The sequence below is a fragment of the Lysinibacillus sp. FSL L8-0126 genome, assembly GCF_038630385.1.
In the GTDB taxonomy this organism is placed as follows: domain Bacteria; phylum Bacillota; class Bacilli; order Bacillales_A; family Planococcaceae; genus Lysinibacillus; species Lysinibacillus fusiformis_D.
Window position 1 is genome coordinate 2,903,913 of the sequence record NZ_CP152028.1, and the last position, 18,413, is coordinate 2,922,325.

Below are 18,413 nucleotides of genomic sequence, written 5' to 3' on the forward strand. Positions count from 1 at the left end.
CTTCACTTATACATAGTATTGTTTTAGTTTTTATTTTCATTCAGCAGATGTTTGTACTGAAAGTATAGATCAGTACAAAAGACCTCTTCTTTTTAGGGGAGTGTTGTATTCTATATAGACTTTGTAGTGTGTGTCCAATCACTGAATGAAGATAGAGCCATTGACAGGTTTCGAGAAATTAAAGGTGCTAGCACAATTTAAAATTTAGATGACCATGCGTCAAGGCGAAATTGATACGATGCTAAATTTAACTTCATTCAGATAGATCTTATTAACATGACTTATTCTTTTGAATGAAAAAAGCCCTCGGTCCATGCATGTAGTAGATTTATAAATAGAGATCAGTTATTCTTTTGTATAACTGGAGTGAAGAGCCGTAACTTTATAGCGCGTAAGGTGGCAAAGGTAACAGGTTTCTACAGTGCTTCAGGAGACAAATGAAGTAAAGTACATGACGATGCGTTATAATCTATGTAGGCAGGAACGCCGAGCAGTAAATGATGCAGACAATTTATTTGATAAAGGTTCAATAATCTTGTAAGATTGTTGCTTGAATAGGGGTGAAACATATTGTTCAAATTTAATGATGAAAAAGGCAATTTAAAATGCTCATTCTGTGGAAAACCACAGGAACAAGTACGTAAATTAGTTGCAGGTCCAGGTGTTTATATTTGTGATGAATGTATCGAGCTTTGTTCCGAAATCGTTGTAGAGGAACTAGGTGTAGAAGAGGAAATCGAATTCCAAGATATCCCAAAACCGAAAGAGATCCTAACGATTCTAGATGAGTATGTAATTGGACAAGAGCGTGCTAAAAAAGCATTGGCAGTCGCAGTTTACAATCACTATAAACGCATCAATACGAACAGTAAAATTGATGATGTTGAATTAGCAAAATCGAACATTGTGTTAATCGGCCCAACTGGTAGCGGTAAAACTTTATTAGCTCAAACGTTAGCACGTATATTAAATGTTCCATTCGCAATTGCGGATGCTACCTCACTAACTGAAGCAGGTTATGTCGGTGAGGACGTAGAAAATATTTTATTAAAGCTAATCCAATCAGCAGATTATGATATCGAGCGCGCTGAAAAAGGGATTATCTATATTGATGAAATCGATAAAGTTGCACGAAAGTCAGAAAACCCATCGATTACACGAGATGTTTCTGGCGAAGGTGTTCAGCAGGCACTCCTTAAAATTTTAGAAGGAACAGTTGCAAGTGTTCCACCACAAGGAGGACGAAAACACCCTCATCAAGAGTTTTTACAAATTGATACAACCAATATTCTTTTCATTGTTGGTGGTGCATTTGATGGTATTGAAACTATCATTAAACGCCGACAAGGGGAAAAAGTAATTGGGTTCGGTTCAGATCCGAATAAAGTAGAAGTTGATGAAGGTTCTATCATGTCCAAGCTGATTCCTGAGGATCTACTGAAATTTGGTCTAATACCAGAGTTCATTGGTCGATTACCTGTACTTGCGAGTCTAGAGCAATTAAATGAAGCTGCACTTGTACAAATTTTAACGGAGCCAAAAAATGCACTAGCTAAGCAGTATCAAAAAATGCTTGAAATAGATGGTGTTGAGCTTGAATTTGATGAAGGGGCTCTTGTGGCAATTGCGAAGGAAGCGATTGAGCGTAAAACAGGTGCGCGTGGTCTTCGTTCAATTATTGAGTCAACAATGCTTGATGTAATGTACGAATTGCCTTCCCGTGAAGACGTAAAAAAATGTATCATTACAGCAAAAACAATTACGGATAAAGAAAAACCGAAATTGCTTCTTGAAGATGGCACTGAACTCGATGAAGGTAGCGACACTAAAACTTCAGCATAACGAATAGATGTGGCTGTCTACCGTTGTGAGATAGAGAGTAATTAGCTGACTTCGATTGTGCAATATTCGCACATATCGACAGTCAGCTTTTTATTCATTCCTACATAAAGCCAGCTGTAACTTGAAGAAATTTTTGGCTCGCTTCAATAACTAGTGTGAATCAATTTTTTAAACACATACTAGTAGCGCGGGATGTGAACATGAAAATTTTGACGGAGGTGAATGCCCGCATGGTGACAATACAAAAAACAACAAATGTACCATTATTGCCTTTACGTGGACTTTTAGTATACCCATCGATGGTGTTACATATTGATGTGGGTAGAAATCGTTCTGTAGCGGCGCTAGAGCAGGCGATGTTAGAGGACCAAATGATTTTATTGGTGACACAAAAAGAAATGCACGATGAACAGCCAGAAGAGCAAGATTTGTATGCAGTTGGTACGATGGCTTTTGTTAAACAAATGCTAAAATTACCAAATGGCACATTGCGTATACTAGTAGAAGGGGTATCGCGTGCTACCTGGAATAACTACCGTGCGCTAGAGAAGTATACTGTTGTGGATGTTGACGTAAAAGAGGAGTCAATAGATAAAGATGTAGAAACGCAGGCATTGATGCGTACATTAATGACGTATTTTGAAAAATATGCAAAATCCTCCAATAAGATTACGACTGAAACCATCAACACTGTAACAGATATTGAAGAGCCTGGCCGTTTAGCAGATATCATTGCTTCTCATTTACCATTTAAGATTGCGGATAAGCAAGAAGTATTGGAAATGCTGAATGTAAAAAAACGATTAGATCACTTAATTATTCGTTTGCACGATGAACAAGAAGTGTTAGATTTAGAAAAGAAAATTAATTCTAAAGTAAAGCAATCAATGGAGCGTACGCAGAAGGAATATTATTTGCGTGAGCAAATGAAAGCTATTCAAACAGAGCTGGGAGACCGCGAAGGGAAGACTGGAGAAGTAGCGGAATTGCGTAAGCGTATTGACGAAGCGGGTATGCCAGAGTCAACAAAAGAGGCGGCACTGAAAGAATTAGATCGATATGAAAAAATACCAAGTGCCAGTGCAGAAAGCGGCGTTATTCGCAATTACATCGATTGGCTCATCTCATTACCATGGACAAATTCAACAGAAGATCGCATGAATATTGCCCATGCTGAGAATATTTTAAATCGAGATCATGATGGATTAGAAAAAGTCAAAGAACGAGTTTTGGAGTATTTAGCTGTGCGTCAGCTGAAAAATTCGCTTAGAGGACCTATTTTATGCTTGGCAGGACCACCAGGTGTGGGGAAAACATCGTTAGCTCGCTCTATTGCGGAGAGCTTAGATCGTAAGTTTATTCGTATTTCATTAGGTGGCGTGCGTGATGAATCTGAAATTCGTGGACATCGACGAACATATGTAGGCGCAATGCCAGGACGTATCATTCAAGGAATGAAAAAAGCGGGTACCATTAACCCGGTATTTTTATTGGATGAAATTGATAAAATGTCGAATGATTTTAGAGGGGACCCAGCAGCGGCAATGCTAGAGGTTTTAGATCCTGCGCAAAACAATACATTTAGTGATCATTATATTGAGGAACCGTATGATTTATCGAATGTATTATTTATTGCAACAGCCAATGATTTAAGCAGTATTCCAGGACCATTGTTAGATCGTATGGAAGTGATTTCCATTGCAGGTTATACAGAAATTGAAAAAGCGCAAATAACGAAAAACCACTTAATACCAAAGCAACTTAAAGAACATGGCTTGAAAAAAACACAAGTGGTAATGAAGGATGAAGCAGTCCTCGACATTATACGTTATTATACACGTGAGGCAGGCGTTCGTGGTTTAGAACGGCAAATTGCTACACTTTGTCGTAAAATCGCCAAAGTAATTGTATCTGGTGAGAAAAAACGAGTAACAGTTAGCTCAAAGTCTGTACAAGAATTACTTGGTAAACATCGCTTCCGTTATGGACAGGCTGAAAAGGAAAATCAAGTGGGAGTCGCTACAGGGCTTGCTTATACAACAGTCGGTGGAGATACACTTCAAATTGAAGTATCCTTAACACCAGGTAAAGGGAAGTTACAGCTAACTGGTAAACTTGGTGAAGTCATGAAGGAATCTGCTCAGACAGCATTATCCTATGTTCGTACGAAAATGGAACAACTTAATGTGGATGCAGAATATTTTGATAATCATGATATTCATATCCATGTGCCAGAAGGGGCTGTACCAAAAGATGGACCATCCGCTGGTATTACAATGGCAACAGCTATTGTCTCAGCGATTCTACATCGTCCGATTCGCCGTGAGGTAGGTATGACTGGTGAAATTACGTTACGCGGCCGTGTATTGCCAATTGGCGGTCTAAAAGAAAAAACATTAAGTGCTCACCGTGCAGGCTTAACAACGATTATTTGTCCAAAAGATAATGAACGTGACATAGAAGATATTCCTGACAGTGTGCGTGAGCAACTAACATTTAAACTAGTGTCGTCGGCTGATGAAGTATTAGCCTATGCACTGGACGGAGGTTTTTAGAAAAATGAAAGTCCATAATGTCGAAATGGTCATTAGTGCGGTAAGGCCAGACCAATATCCAGAAGATGGACTGCCAGAATTTGCATTAGCTGGTCGTTCGAATGTAGGGAAATCTTCCTTCATTAATCGAATGATTGGACGTAAAGCTTTAGCGCGGATTTCTTCGAAGCCTGGTAAAACACAAACCCTTAACTTTTATAAAATCGAAGAACAATTATTTTTTGTGGATGTTCCGGGTTATGGATATGCAAAGGTTTCTAAGTCTGAACGCGAAGCTTGGGGAAAAATGATTGAGCGTTACTTTACAGGGCGCCAGGAATTAAAAGCGGTTGTACAAATTATAGATTTGCGTCACCCACCAACAGCCGATGATCGCATGATGTATGATTTTTTAAAGCACTACAATATTCCTTGTATTGTTATTGCAACGAAGGCAGATAAAATCCCAAAAGGTAAATGGGATAAACATAAAAAAATTGTCAAAGAGACATTGGAACTGGAGAAAAGTGATCCACTTATTGTCTTTTCTTCGGAAACGGGTCTTGGCTTTGAAGAAGTTTGGGAAACAATTGAAAATAAAATGTAATGTAAAAACATCTATTGTGTCTAGTCGTTAGGACAGTAGATGTTTTTTGTCTTTTTACCAGTAAGATAAGTAGAAAATTGGGGAAAACGCTTGATGATTAAACAATTTGTCCGATAAATGAGATAGGAGGTGGACTAGATGGATATCGCAGCTTTATCAATGGCAATGAATCAAGCGACACTTATGCAAAATGTATCTTTAGCTGTTACGAAACAGGCTATGGATATGCAGCAACAAAACACAGAACAATTAGTTGAAATGTTAGATGCTCCACATCCAACAGCCGGACATACAATAGATATTCAAGTGTAATGCAGGCAAGGTAGCTTGAAGTTGAAAGCTACCTTTACTTTTAAGAATGTTTGAAACTTCTAAAATGTAACTTTTCGAATAAGAAAAACTACCAATAATACGATATACTATTACTAATATTTAGTAAGGAGGCAGGATTTTTGAGAAAGTATTCATACATACTAATGCTGATGTTACTGATGGTTATTGGTTTTTCCTTTAGCCAACCTGCAAAAGCAGCCCAATTGGTGACGGGGACCTTTGTCGATGTAACGTATTCAGAATATACAAAGCCAGATGGTACGATAGAAAAGCAGCTTAGCAAAGTGACATTGCAAAATGATCGTGGACGAACAGTCACATTCAATATTAATAAGAACACTCGTTTATCAATTAATAATACGTCTACGACTATTGAGGGCTTTAAAATGGGCATGGCAGTGGAAGCTGAAATATCCTTAAGAAGTGTTGTAGAACTTCGTGGTACATCTAATACACCAATAGAAACGAATGGAACATCAACTGGAGGTAGCGTTAAAACGTCGGCTGGTGTCGTAACGAGTATTGATCCAAATGGATTATTTATTATGGTAAAACCAGATGTTGGTGCAGAAACAACCTACTATATAAACAAAGAAACCAATTATCAAAAAGGCTCTTCAGCAACAGATATTAGTGCGTTATATGTTGGAGATCGAGTTAAATTAAGTTTTAAAAATAAAAATACCTCTGTGGTGACGAAAGTAGCCATTAGTGAAACAGGTACTCTAGTGGAAAACTTATACAAAGGCGAAATACAAGCGGTCAATCCAAATGCTAATAAATTAACCGTGAAAAACCAACATGCCTTTGTGAATTGGCAATTTGGCTCACAAACAACAAATGACCTTTCGACAATGTCTTTTACATCCAAGGTGCCAATATATGTTGGCAATACGAAAGTAGAGAAAGGTCAACTGAAAAATTATATAGGTAGTGAAGCATACTATGCGACAGTTAAACAATTTGGGAAAGAAGTCATTGAGAAGATTGTAGTATTGAAAAATAATGAGCGAACGTATTATGAGCCAATGCTTTCTGTAGATACAGATTATAAACTGTTGAAACTAAAAACAGCGGGCTCAATGTACTTCCATAATGGTACCATTTTAATTCGGAATGGGCGTTTAATTGAACCTACTGGGCTGATGGCGTATGGTACTGCTTTTGTCATTACAGACGGTGCTGCTCGTGATCATTATGCACAGGTGGTACAAGTGACAAGTGATAGCTTTATATCACCTAACTTAGCTGGTCATGAATTATATTATGGACGCTTAGCTCAAGCAGATGGTTATTTAATTGAGATTGACGATGCGATGAAAATTGAATCGAATGTTTTCAAGAAAACCGAACGTACAGTACTGTCAGTAAGTAATTCCACAAAAGCTTTAGTGGATGATGGCAATAAAACGTATAGTGTTATGCCGGATATTGAACTTTACTTATCTGAAGGTGATTATGGTTACTTCTATGTGAAGGAAGGGCATGTACAAGCACTTCATATTTTAAATAATGCTAAACCTGTTGCTCCATTAATGCTGACAGGGAAGCTACAATCAGTAAAATCTACGTACCCTGCTGTGCTAAATGTCAAGAGTGTGAGCCAATGGCAAAATGGTCGTTGGTATGAAGCGGGTGAAATGGTTAATGTGAATATTGACCAAGCGACGTTGATTAAAGCGGGAAAAGTCATTCAAGCTTCTGACTTACAACCATCCGATCGTTTAGTTGTCTTATCCGATCGATTTGTGAAAGCTCATTTTATTTTAGTAGATTAGCATAAAAGACAAAGAAAGAATCTGTGAGTCTAATGCGAATAGTATTTGCAAAAAGGCGATGTATACATGATCTGAAAAGAGGAAGGTACTTCGCATAGGCTTGAATACATTCGATAGACGAGCAGATTTTTTGTTAGTCATGAGACCAAGCTTCATTATGCACTTCATGCACAGTGAAAGAGAGGAAAAGCAAATGCAAAAATATTTATCCAAAATAACGTTGGTAGTTCTTGTTATTTTTGTAATTGGAACTACTATCCCGTTCAATGCATCGGCTGCTTCATTAGAAACAACAGGTGCTGTAAAAAACGAGTATACATATGAGGAAGCCGTGTTCCTGTCAGGGACACCAGTTATTTTTAAGGGAACAAGTAAAGATCTTAAAATTGCACAAAAGGAATCCAAAGGTAAGTTAACAGAAACGTATAGCATGAAGCTAACGGCAAGCAATGGGGCTACATTGACAAGAAATATTGCCTACGAATCTGATGTAGTAGATTATGCGGTACTCGGCCAAAAAACATCCAATGGTGAGGTTAAAAAGTATACGGAGAAAATTACGATTGGATCTATTACTTATACATTAGTCGATTATCAATTTTCTCAAGGAACGGTTACGGATAATCGTGCAGCCTCTGATTATTACTCAGGAAATGTAATCTCGCGAAAAACGTATGCATTTGAAACAGGAAAAGGAAAAAACGCAGTTCAAAACACAGTAACGATTGAAACAGATAGTCGACATGCTGGCTATGAAAATTTTTGGGGAGCAACAGAAACACAAATTACAGAGTCAGTTTATTCCTATAGTAATGGCAAGACAAGCCATGTGAAAAATCGTTTGTCTACAAGTAAATCACGTGTTTTAAATTATGAAGAAAACCTTGGTAGTTTAGGAAGTTTTGAGGGTGGCTATGCAGTTTTAAGTGAAAAGGATGTTATTTCAGAATACACTTATGATTTATCTTCTGGACAAAAAGGTACGCTTGATTTAGATACAGAATACATGCCAACGATCGAGCGCCTTATTATTCCTAAATTCCGTGATTTAACTAATCACTACGCAAAAGAAGCCATTGAAAAGCTATATTCTCTAGGAATTTATTCAGATTCAAGTAATTTCTTCTCTCCAAACACACCGATGAAACGCATAGACTTTACAACAGCAATTGGTAAAGCAGTAGATTTACGTGTGTTTGAAGAAAAGAAATCGAAAAAGACTGCAACTACAAGCGTGTTTAGAGATTTAAAGCGTTCAGTTAAAGATTATGGTTATATAGAGTCAGCCTTAAACAAAGGGATAATTAAGGGTGTATCTGCTGATTACTTTAAGCCAGATAGTGCCATAACAAGAGCACAGGCTGCTACTATTTTTGTTCGTGCCTTAGGCCTTGAAAATAGAGCACCAAATCCTGGCTATATAACGAAATTTAAAGATGAAAACCAGATTCCAAACTATGCAAGAGATGGCATCTATATTGCAAATGAAATTGGTCTTATGATTGGCGACTCGGCCGGTCGTTTTAATCCAAATAAACCATTAACTCGTGCAGAGGCATCAGTTGTTCTAGAGCGTTTCTTGAAATATTTAGAAGATGACTTAAAGCAAAACTATCGTGATGACATATTGTTCTTTAACTAAGGAAAGGACTGAACAAAAATGACCTATGTAAAAAAAGCACTGCTCACTACGCTTTGCTTCATGCTAATACTGATGACAGCAACGCCTGTCGTCACGCAAGCAGCTCCAACAATTAAAGATGTTCCTACAAATAGCAATAATTATAAGGCTATTTCTTGGGCAGTTGACAATGACCTAATGTCTTTGAACAATGCCAATAACTTTTTACCAAATGAACAAGTAACGGAACGAGAGCTTATCTTGATGTTTGCTAAGCTGGATCGTAACTATGCATTATCATATATTGATAGTGTTGCTTATAATTTCTATAGTGATTTTTATTTACCGTTTAATGGTACAAATGTGAATGCTAATCGAACAAAAGCCGTTACACGTGGCCAATTTGCTCGAATTTATGCTGCCTTTAAAGGCTTAGATTTAGATGAACCACAGGCTGTACAATATTTATATTCAAATGAACTATCTACAAGTAGTTCAGGCAAAAAAACATTTGCTAGTTTTAATCCTTCTACTAAACTAACACGTGGTGATGTTGCAACCTTTTTATATAGAGCTGTTCAAAATGGCAATTTTGCTGTACAAGGATTAAAACGTAGTGCAGCAGGTCGTGATAATGACAGTATCACTTTACCGCCTGGTTTCATGGGCTCCAACAGTTCTGATTTTGAAGTACCAAAGGATAATTCCAATGATTTTACTGGTCCTAGCAATGTTAATAATGCATTGCAAAGCATTGTGGTGGAAAAGCCAGATTTAATTGCGAACGATGTAGATTCTACACTTGTGACCGTATCGCTAAAGGCTTGTAATGGTGACCCGATTGCGGATGATAAATCGTATACGTTCAAAGTTACGTCATCTTACGGCACAATCGTTGATACATCTGGAGAAGCAGTTAAAACTGTCCAATCTGACGGCTCGACTGTATCAGCTATCGTTATCGCACCATCATTAACTAAATCAGTACGTGATACTATCTCTTTTGAGCTAGTGAATAATACAGATCCAGCTATGAAATGTCTTGTTGGGGAGAAGCTAAATGCAGAAGTTCGTTACGCACCACAGCCAGAATTACGTATTGATTATCAAGTATATGATCCTGCAAATTCAGATGATGATAATGGCAATGTGACACCTCCATATATCCCTTATGAAAAATTGCCAGAGTTCTTCACACAAAACTTAATTGATGTGTATGATCCAATTCCTTTTGCTTATGATGGGGATAAAAAGCTATTTAGTATTGGGCAGCAAACAAATGTAACAGATGCTTTGGGGAATGTACAAAATGTCTATTTGCGTTATGGTGGATCTGACCCTAGATATCCAGCATTAGGGTATGAACATGCAATATTACAATTTGAAAACTATGATATTTCCGTTTTCTTATTTGAAGAACTAATAAAAGGTCGTCTTCTCGACTCTGTGACTACACCTGCTAAAACTGAAATCATGTATATGATTTCGGAAGACGGTCGTCCAATTTATCGCGTTCAAGGGATTGATGATGATATTGCATCACAGGTTGAAAATATTAATCCGGTCGGCGCCATTATTCAACTTATGAAAGAAATGCCAGATGAAAAAAATCTAACATTAGAGCACTATGATAGTGTGATGAAAATTTATGCTATCTTCACTAACTTAAGTAACTATGACCGTACGGTGTTATTAAAATATCAAGGCGGGAAATTACTTGGGCAAGTAGAGGCCTACAAAAAACGTGTAGATGCATTGAAAGAAAGTGCCGATGCAGCCTCAAGACCATCTGGGAAAGATCGATATACAAAAGTTATGGTGACTTTAGTTCGCCCTGGTGGAGAGCCTGTGACGGATTATCAAGGAACCGTTAAAATTAAGTATGATGGCGTGGAAAAAACAGCTTCATTCATTACGAATACTTCAGATCCATTAAATAATACAGGTAGCCCAGGTACGGCCGTAGCCTACTTTGACTCAGTTATTTATGGAAAATCAAAAGTGGAGGCAACACTCGTTAATCCAATAGATCCTCGCTATGCAACAATTTTAAGGGGTTTAAAAGATAAAACAGTAACGAAAGATATTTTTACTAATCCATACTTTAGTAAAAATTCATGTTCGTTAGCAACAGAGATTGCCTATGTAGTCGACTATTCTTCTTCTATGAAGGCAGTTGATCCAACGAATTATCGTGGCAAAAAAATGATTGAGCTAATCAATCAATTGAAAGCAAAAAATAATATCGTCATCGAAACGAATACAAAAGCAACGGTTCTTGGTGAAGGGACGACAGATGCTGTGCTGAAGAAAGATCTTTACAAAGCATCCAAAGAGAAGGGTGCGACAGATATTTTTGCTGGTATTGATATCGCACTAACAAAATTCTCAAATGATACAAAAACAGCCAAAGCGATTGTCGTAGTATCTGACGGTAAAACAAGTAAAACCAAAATGACGAAGGTTATTAATGAGGCGAAAAAGCAAGGCGTTAAAGTGTACACTGTAAGTATGGGCAAAAAATCACAAGTAAATGATGCCACATTAATGCAATTGTCTACAGAAACTGGCGGAGCATATTTCCATGCGATTGATAATCTAAAATTGCATCAAGTGTTCCAGAAGTTAATTGATACTATTTTATGTAAAACACCTGCTTCAAGCTGTATCAACCCGGAAGATTTATTTGAAGAAACAAGCGTTTCGCTACGAAAAGGCTATCTTACAATGAGCGCTCGAGTTGATGGTAATTGTCAAAACGTTGATAAGATGAATGTACGCTACAATTCGATTAGTGGAGATGTCCAATTTGAATTACAAAAGCGTAGTGATCATGTTTATATGTTAACGAAAACTGTACAAACGATGCAGGACTTTAAAGTCAATAATGAAATCCAGTTTGTGGCATATGATAAAGATGGCAATATAATCGCGTTACAAACAGTTACAATTACAAATTAATAAGCAAACTGCCCCCAAACAATGGGGGCAGTTTTTTAATTTGAAACAAGACGTATAATTTGTTACACTTAGTTTATAATAATTCTAATGTAGATGACGAATTGCAGTTCTTCATGACATGTTCACAAATTAGTGATGAACTATTGTCGAACTGTGCTATAATGAGATTTGTGAATTAGAACGTGTGAGGTGTTATTCATGCATACCATCGTAGTAGGCTTGAATTATAAATCAGCGCCTGTTGAAATACGTGAGAAGTTATCATTCATTGAGAGTGAACTACCACAAGCAATGGAAGCGCTGCAAAAGCAAAAAAGTATTTTAGAAAACGTTATTGTTTCGACTTGTAACCGTACAGAAATATATGCTGTTGTGGATCAATTGCATACTGGACGTCATTTTGTGAAACAATTTTTAGCCAAATGGTTTGATTTGCCTGTGGAGACATTTTCTTCGTATTTAACGATTCGTGAAGAAGATGAGGCAATCGAACATTTATTTAAAGTGACAGCTGGAATCGATTCAATGGTTCTTGGTGAAACACAAATTTTAGGGCAAGTAAAAAAAAGCTTTTTAAGTGGACAAGAGATTGGTACAACAGGTACGGTTTATAATCAGCTATTTAAACAAGCGGTAACATTTGCAAAACGTGCACATAATGAAACAGCGATTGGTGAGAATGCAGTATCTGTTTCCTATGCAGCCGTTGAATTAGCTAAGAAAATTTTTGGCTCTTTACAACGCAAGCATGTAGCTATTTTAGGTGCAGGAAAAATGGGGGAACTTGCTATTGAGAATCTTTACGGTAGTGGTGTAGGAAAAGTTACTGTCATCAACCGTACATTTGAAAAAGCAGAAACTTTAGCAGCTAAATTCCACGGAGAAGCCAAGTCAATGAAGGAATTGCAATGTTCTCTCTTAGAGGCGGATATTTTAATCACTTCAACAGGTGCAACAGATTTTGTTATTGATTATGAGCTGATGCAATTTGTGGAACGTTTACGTAAAGGAAAACCTTTGTTTATGGTTGATATTGCTGTTCCTCGTGATATTGATCCACGAGTAGGCGACTTACCAAATGTTTTCTTATACGATATTGATGATTTACAAGGTATTGTTGAAGCGAATTTAGCAGAGCGTGAACGTGCTGCTGCTGATATTACAGATATGATTGGCAAAGAAGTTGACCAATTTAAAGATTGGGTAGCAACGCTTGGTGTAGTACCAGTCATCTCAGCGTTACGTAAAAAAGCTAATCGTATTCAAGAAGAGACGATGATTAGTATCGAAAATAAAATGCCAGATTTAACGGATCGTGAACGTAAAATTTTAAGCAAACATACAAAATCTATTATCAATCAATTGTTAAAAGAGCCAATTTTACAAGCTAAAGAATTGGCAAATGAACCAAAAGCAAATGAACAGTTACGTTTATTCCAACAAATTTTTGGTATAGAAGAGGCTGTTGAAGTTGAAGTTCAGGAGATGACAAAGCAAGATCTTGAGCGTAAAGAACGCTCAAAGGCATCTCAAACTTCTGCTGAGCCAAAGTACTCTTTCTAAAATATCCAATGTGTACGCGTAGCCAAAATGGTTGTACGTAAGTACTTCGCGCAATTGGATTCTCTACTGATATTACAAGAGGCGTTTTCGTATCTGTATGGTAAACTAAGGATACGAAAACGTTTTTTTGTTTTCTGAGAGATACTAGCTTGACCATTTTACTACAAAGAAGGGATGTCTATTGGCTGATTTGACCATGACGAGACTATATGAAGTGATGATCGTCTTGTATGCGATCAGTCTAGTTTTTTACTTTACTGATTATTTTTATAAGCAAGTACGAGCAAGACGCATTGCTTTTTGGCTTGTTTCATTTGTATGGGTGATTCAAAGTGCCATTATTATTTTAACATTTGTGGAAACAAAGCGTTTTCCGATTCTATCCTTGTCCGAGGGAATTTTATTTTATTCCTGGTTACTTGTGACGTTATCGATTATCCTTCACTGTATTGCGAAGGTGGACTTACCGGTGTTTATTATTAATATACTAGGATTTTTATTCGCTAGTATCTTTACATTTATGCCTAAACGCCCTACAGGAGCCGTCGGAGAGACATTAATTTCGGAAATGCTTTTTATTCATATATCATTTGCGATACTGTCATATGCAGCGTTCACTTTAACATTCGTGTTTGCCATTTTGTATCTCGTTCTATATCGTTTACTGAAAAAGAAAAAGTGGACACATTTATGGACAAGATTACCATCCCTACAGCAAACGAGTAGCTGGATGAATATTTCATTTTTTATTGGGATTCCGATGTTATTTATAAGTTTAATATTAGGGTTTGAATGGGCACTATTAACATTAGAGAGTCTTTCGATTTTCGATTCGAAAATCATAGGGTCCTTCATTATTTTAATTTTGTATTGCTTTATCCTATATGTGAATCGCAAAAGCAAGCTGACAGGAACAACTTATGCATGGGTACATATTTATGCCTATCTATTAGTTGTTGTGAACTTCTTCCTAGGAAGTAGTTTATCGCGATTCCATTTATGGTATTAGAAGAAAGGTTGGAGACTGTTGAGAAAAATTATTGTAGGTTCTAGGAGAAGTAAGCTAGCGCTAACTCAAACAAATTGGTTCATTAATGAATTAAAAGCGGCTGGTGCCCCATTCGAATTTGAAGTAAAAGAGATCGTAACAAAAGGGGATCAAATTTTAGATGTGCAGCTTTCAAAAGTAGGGGGAAAAGGATTGTTTGTAAAAGAAATTGAGCAAGCCCTCTACGATAAAGAAATTGATTTTGCTGTGCATTCTATGAAAGATATGCCTGCTGTGTTGCCAGAAGGGTTAGTGATTGGTTGCATTCCTCCACGTGAAGATGCACGTGATGCCTTTATTTCGAAAGGTCATGTTAAATTTGCAGAACTTCCTGCGGGAGCGGTAGTTGGGACAAGTTCATTACGTCGCAGTGCACAGCTATTAACAGTACGCCCAGATATCGAGATTAAATGGATTCGAGGAAATGTTGATACACGTTTAGCTAAGTTGGAGACAGAGGAATATGATGCAATTATTCTAGCAGCCGCTGGTTTGAAACGTCTTGGCTGGAGTGATGATGTAGTCACAGAGTTTTTACCTGTAGAACATTGTCTGCCAGCAGTAGCGCAAGGCTCTCTTGGTATTGAATGTCGTGGAGATGATGCGGAGCTATTAGCTGAGTTAGGAAAATTAACGGATCCATCCACTTGGCAAGAGACACATGCGGAACGTGCCTTTTTGGCAGCAATGGATGGTGGCTGTCAGGTACCAATCGCTGGGTATGCCACTTCAAATGGGGGCGAAATGACATTAACTGGCCTTGTCGCAGCTCCAGATGCTTCTGTTTTGTATAAGGAAACAGTAGTAGGAACAGACGCACAAAAAATTGGGGAAGAGCTGGCTGCTATTTTAACAGAACAGGGCGCTTTCGAACTGATTCAACGTGTAAAGGCAGAGCAAGATGCCAAGTAATTTACCTCTAAAAGGTAAAACGATCCTTTTAACGGGGACATCTAAGACAACAACCATTGTCGACAATATAACAGCTTTAGGTGGCCATGCCATCATTGCCCCATTAATTGAAACATGCGAACGATTAGACAATCATGATGCTGAACGATTGAATTGTGCGAATCAATTTGATTGGCTTATTTTTACGAGTCAAAATGCTGTCGATGCTTTTGCTCGTAAAATGCTGCGGCATCATTTGAATGCCGATCACTTCCAAGGGAAAATTGCTTCCATTGGAACAAAAACAACGACAGCATTAGAAAAGCTAGGATTTCAAGTGAGCTTTATGCCTTCTGTATTTAGTGCTGATATTTTCGTCCAAGAATTTCCGAGTGTAGCAGGTAATCTTCCGAGATGTTTGTTTATTCGTGGAGAGAAGGCGAAAAGTACGCTGAAGGATGGACTGCCCTTTGAAGTAAAAGAGTGGACTGTTTATGAAACGAGGGAACGACATGATCAAACCTCAGTTATTCTCAAATGCATCGAGCAACATCAAGATGTCACGGTCATTTTTGCTAGTCCATCAGCTGTTGATGTGTATGCAAGGGATGTAGCATCACATGTTGGCTGGCGAGCAACTCGTATTGCAGCCATTGGTCATATTACGGAAGCGGCTCTTGAACAATATAGTGCTACTGTGGAGATTATGCCAAGTGTATATACCATGCAAGCAGTTATCGAAGAAATTATGAAAGTAGGGGACAAATCATGACAAAACTACAATTTCAAAGACATCGTCGTTTGCGTGCTAATGCAACGATGAGATCAATGGTAAAAGAAACATACTTACATAAAGAGGACCTGATCTATCCTATTTTTGTAATTGAAGGCGAAAATATTAAAAATGAAGTACATTCAATGCCTGGCGTTTTTCAATTTTCATTGGATAAACTAGAAGCTGAAATTGATGAGGTTGTAGCATTAGGAATTCCTGCGGTTATTTTATTTGGTTTACCAGCTGAAAAAGATGCTGTTGGAACAGGTGCGTTCCATGATCATGGCATTGTTCAAGAAGCGACACGACTTATTAAAGCACGTCATCCTGAGCTATTAGTCATTGCCGATACATGCTTATGTGAATTTACAGACCATGGACATTGTGGCTTAATTGAAGGCGATCAGATTTTAAATGACCCTTCATTAGATGTGTTAGCCCGTACAGCTGTGTCACAAGCAAAAGCTGGTGCAGATATTATTGCTCCATCTAATATGATGGATGGCTTTGTTACAGCAATCCGTGCTGGTCTAGATGAAGCAGGATTCGAGCATATTCCAATCATGTCGTATGCAGTCAAATATGCATCTAGCTACTATGGTCCGTTCCGTGACGCTGCAGATGGTGCACCGCAATTTGGTGATCGGAAGTCCTACCAAATGGATCCATCGAACCGTTTAGAGGCTTTCCGTGAGGCAGAGTCAGATATCGAAGAAGGCGCAGATTTCTTAATTGTAAAACCTGCCCTTAGCTATTTAGATATTATTCGAGATATGAAAAATAACTATCCATTACCGCTTGTTGCGTATAATGTTTCAGGTGAATATGCAATGATTAAAGCGGCTGCTATGAATGGTTGGATTGAAGAGAAAAAAGTTGTGCTTGAAACATTATTAGGTATGAAACGTGCAGGCTCTGATTTAATCATTACGTATCATGCAAAAGATGCTGCACGTTGGTTGGAGGAGAAATAAATGACACGTTCTTACGAAAAATCAAAGCAAGCTTATGCTGAAGCTGTTCAATTAATGCCAGGTGGCGTTAGTAGCCCAGTACGTGCATTCAAATCAGTAAATATGGATCCGATTTTCATGGAATCTGGCCACGGTGCTATTATTAAAGATATTGATGGCAACGAATATATTGATTATGTATTATCTTGGGGGCCACTGATTTTAGGCCATACTCATCCAGAGGTAGTGAAAGCAATTGCTGACACAGCAGCAAAAGGCTCTTCCTTTGGTGCGCCAAGCTATACAGAAAATCGTTTAGCTCAATTAGTTTTAGATCGTCTGCCAGGTATGGAAATGATTCGCTTTGTTTCTTCAGGAACAGAGGCTACTATGTCTGCCTTACGTGTAGCTCGTGGTGTTACTGGACGTGATAAGATTTTAAAATTTGAAGGCTCTTATCATGGTCATGGTGATTCCTTATTGATTAAGGCTGGCTCTGGTGTAGCCACATTAGGCTTACCTGACAGCCCTGGTGTACCGGCAGATATCGCTCGAAATACGTTAACAGTTGCCTACAACGATTTAGAAGGGGCAAAAACGGTGTTCGAGAAATTTGGTGCAGAGCTAGCAGCAGTCATTGTGGAGCCAGTTGCAGGGAATATGGGGGTTGTACCACCACAGCCAGGTTTCTTAGAAGGTCTACGTGCCCTTACAACGGAGCACGGTGCAATATTAATCTTTGATGAGGTTATGACAGGTTTCCGTGTAGATTATGGCTGTGCACAAGGCTATTTTGATGTCACGCCTGATATAACTACTTTAGGAAAAGTAATCGGTGGTGGTCTGCCAGTAGGAGCGTTTGCTGGGAAAAAAGAGATTATGGAGCAAGTAGCACCAGCTGGCCCTATTTATCAAGCAGGTACACTATCTGGGAATCCATTAGCGATGACAGCCGGCTACGAAACGTTATCACGCTTAGACCATAGTACGTATGATTACTTTAAAAAATTAGGTGATCTGCTGGAAGCAGGTTTCCGTGAAGCCGCAACAAAATACAATATTCCGCACACAGTTAATCGTGCTGGTTCTATGATTGGTTTCTTCTTTACGAATGAAGATGTTATTGATTTTGCTTCTGCTAAATCATCTGATTTACAATTATTCGCTGAATACTTCCGCCTGATGGCAGAGGAAGGGATTTTCCTACCACCTTCTCAGTTTGAGGGATTATTTATTTCCACAGCACATACGGAAGAACATATTGCTAAAACAGTGGATGCCTTCCATAAAGTATTTGCACAATTAGCAAGATAACAAAGTTTAGGGCATGCTAGAAACAAATCTAGCGTGCCTTTTTTAGCTTAATTCAGCTTAAAGTGAAGCGACAGAGGCAGAAAACCGCAAGCGCTTACGATTAATGGTTTTCTATGATGGAAGTCATTCTAGTACTTGAGCAATGAATGAGCAAAAGAGAAAGTATAGCATATATTAACTAGCAAATAAGAAC

General features: G+C 38.1%; 13 protein-coding genes. All 13 read left to right on the forward strand.

Features of this window, described 5'->3' with window-relative positions; all coding sequences use genetic code 11:
* Nucleotides 1-570 precede the first annotated feature (570 nt).
* The 13 genes from clpX to hemL all read left to right on the forward strand — a co-directional run bounded on the left by clpX (nt 571) and on the right by hemL (nt 18,220).
* Nucleotides 571-1,842 carry an ATP-dependent protease ATP-binding subunit ClpX gene (gene clpX, locus MHI34_RS14220; protein WP_036123956.1) on the forward strand — a complete coding sequence of 424 codons (1,272 nt, stop codon included), beginning with the start codon at nt 571-573 and terminating at the stop codon, nt 1,840-1,842.
* Between the two features lie 230 nt (nt 1,843-2,072).
* Nucleotides 2,073-4,397, forward strand: a complete 2,325-nt coding sequence (gene lon, locus MHI34_RS14225; RefSeq protein ID WP_058844880.1) for an endopeptidase La — start codon at nt 2,073-2,075, stop codon at nt 4,395-4,397.
* 4 nt (nt 4,398-4,401) lie between these two features.
* Nucleotides 4,402-4,983 (forward strand): ribosome biogenesis GTP-binding protein YihA/YsxC, encoded by a 582-nt coding sequence (yihA, locus tag MHI34_RS14230; protein WP_036123963.1) that lies wholly within the window; start codon nt 4,402-4,404, stop codon nt 4,981-4,983.
* Between the two features lie 138 nt (nt 4,984-5,121).
* A complete protein-coding gene (locus MHI34_RS14235; protein ID WP_082673761.1) occupies nt 5,122-5,295 on the forward strand; it encodes a YjfB family protein in 174 nt (57 codons plus the stop codon).
* 140 nt (nt 5,296-5,435) lie between these two features.
* The gene (locus MHI34_RS14240) at nt 5,436-7,094 is read left to right on the forward strand and encodes a hypothetical protein (RefSeq protein ID WP_036123966.1); all 1,659 of its coding nucleotides are present in this window, start codon (nt 5,436-5,438) and stop codon (nt 7,092-7,094) included.
* Between the two features lie 193 nt (nt 7,095-7,287).
* Nucleotides 7,288-8,736 (forward strand): S-layer homology domain-containing protein, encoded by a 1,449-nt coding sequence (locus MHI34_RS14245; RefSeq protein ID WP_036123969.1) that lies wholly within the window; start codon nt 7,288-7,290, stop codon nt 8,734-8,736.
* Nucleotides 8,737-8,754: 18 nt separating this feature from the next.
* Entirely contained in the window at nt 8,755-11,676 is a 2,922-nt protein-coding gene (locus tag MHI34_RS14250; protein ID WP_340811802.1) for a VWA domain-containing protein, read from the forward strand.
* Between the two features lie 198 nt (nt 11,677-11,874).
* Complete coding sequence (hemA, locus tag MHI34_RS14255) at nt 11,875-13,239, forward strand: glutamyl-tRNA reductase (protein ID WP_036123975.1); 1,365 nt, start codon at nt 11,875-11,877, stop codon at nt 13,237-13,239.
* Between the two features lie 181 nt (nt 13,240-13,420).
* Nucleotides 13,421-14,248 (forward strand): cytochrome c biogenesis protein CcsA, encoded by an 828-nt coding sequence (ccsA, locus tag MHI34_RS14260; RefSeq protein WP_036123979.1) that lies wholly within the window; start codon nt 13,421-13,423, stop codon nt 14,246-14,248.
* Nucleotides 14,249-14,266: 18 nt separating this feature from the next.
* Nucleotides 14,267-15,199 (forward strand): hydroxymethylbilane synthase, encoded by a 933-nt coding sequence (hemC, locus tag MHI34_RS14265; RefSeq protein WP_342503558.1) that lies wholly within the window; start codon nt 14,267-14,269, stop codon nt 15,197-15,199.
* Entirely contained in the window at nt 15,189-15,950 is a 762-nt protein-coding gene (locus tag MHI34_RS14270; protein ID WP_342503559.1) for a uroporphyrinogen-III synthase, read from the forward strand. Before hemC ends, MHI34_RS14270 begins: the two co-directional genes overlap by 11 nt.
* Complete coding sequence (gene hemB / locus MHI34_RS14275) at nt 15,947-16,927, forward strand: porphobilinogen synthase (protein ID WP_036123992.1); 981 nt, start codon at nt 15,947-15,949, stop codon at nt 16,925-16,927. Before MHI34_RS14270 ends, hemB begins: the two co-directional genes overlap by 4 nt.
* Nucleotides 16,928-18,220, forward strand: coding sequence for a glutamate-1-semialdehyde 2,1-aminomutase (gene hemL / locus MHI34_RS14280; RefSeq protein ID WP_058844884.1), 1,293 nt, complete (start codon nt 16,928-16,930; stop codon nt 18,218-18,220).
* The last annotated feature ends 193 nt before the right edge of the window (nt 18,221-18,413 follow it).

Excerpts from the sequence above, each read along its gene's own strand:
- MHI34_RS14270 (WP_342503559.1), top strand. The coding sequence starts at position 15,189 with ATGCCAAGTAATTTACCTCTAAAAGGTAAAACGATCCTTTTAACGGGG.
- hemB (WP_036123992.1), top strand. The coding sequence starts at position 15,947 with ATGACAAAACTACAATTTCAAAGACATCGTCGTTTGCGTGCTAATGCA.
- lon (WP_058844880.1), top strand. The coding sequence starts at position 2,073 with ATGGTGACAATACAAAAAACAACAAATGTACCATTATTGCCTTTACGT.
- hemL (WP_058844884.1), top strand. The coding sequence starts at position 16,928 with ATGACACGTTCTTACGAAAAATCAAAGCAAGCTTATGCTGAAGCTGTT.
- hemA (WP_036123975.1), top strand. The coding sequence starts at position 11,875 with ATGCATACCATCGTAGTAGGCTTGAATTATAAATCAGCGCCTGTTGAA.
- MHI34_RS14235 (WP_082673761.1), top strand. The coding sequence starts at position 5,122 with ATGGATATCGCAGCTTTATCAATGGCAATGAATCAAGCGACACTTATG.
- yihA (WP_036123963.1), top strand. The coding sequence starts at position 4,402 with ATGAAAGTCCATAATGTCGAAATGGTCATTAGTGCGGTAAGGCCAGAC.
- MHI34_RS14250 (WP_340811802.1), top strand. The coding sequence starts at position 8,755 with ATGACCTATGTAAAAAAAGCACTGCTCACTACGCTTTGCTTCATGCTA.
- MHI34_RS14245 (WP_036123969.1), top strand. The coding sequence starts at position 7,288 with ATGCAAAAATATTTATCCAAAATAACGTTGGTAGTTCTTGTTATTTTT.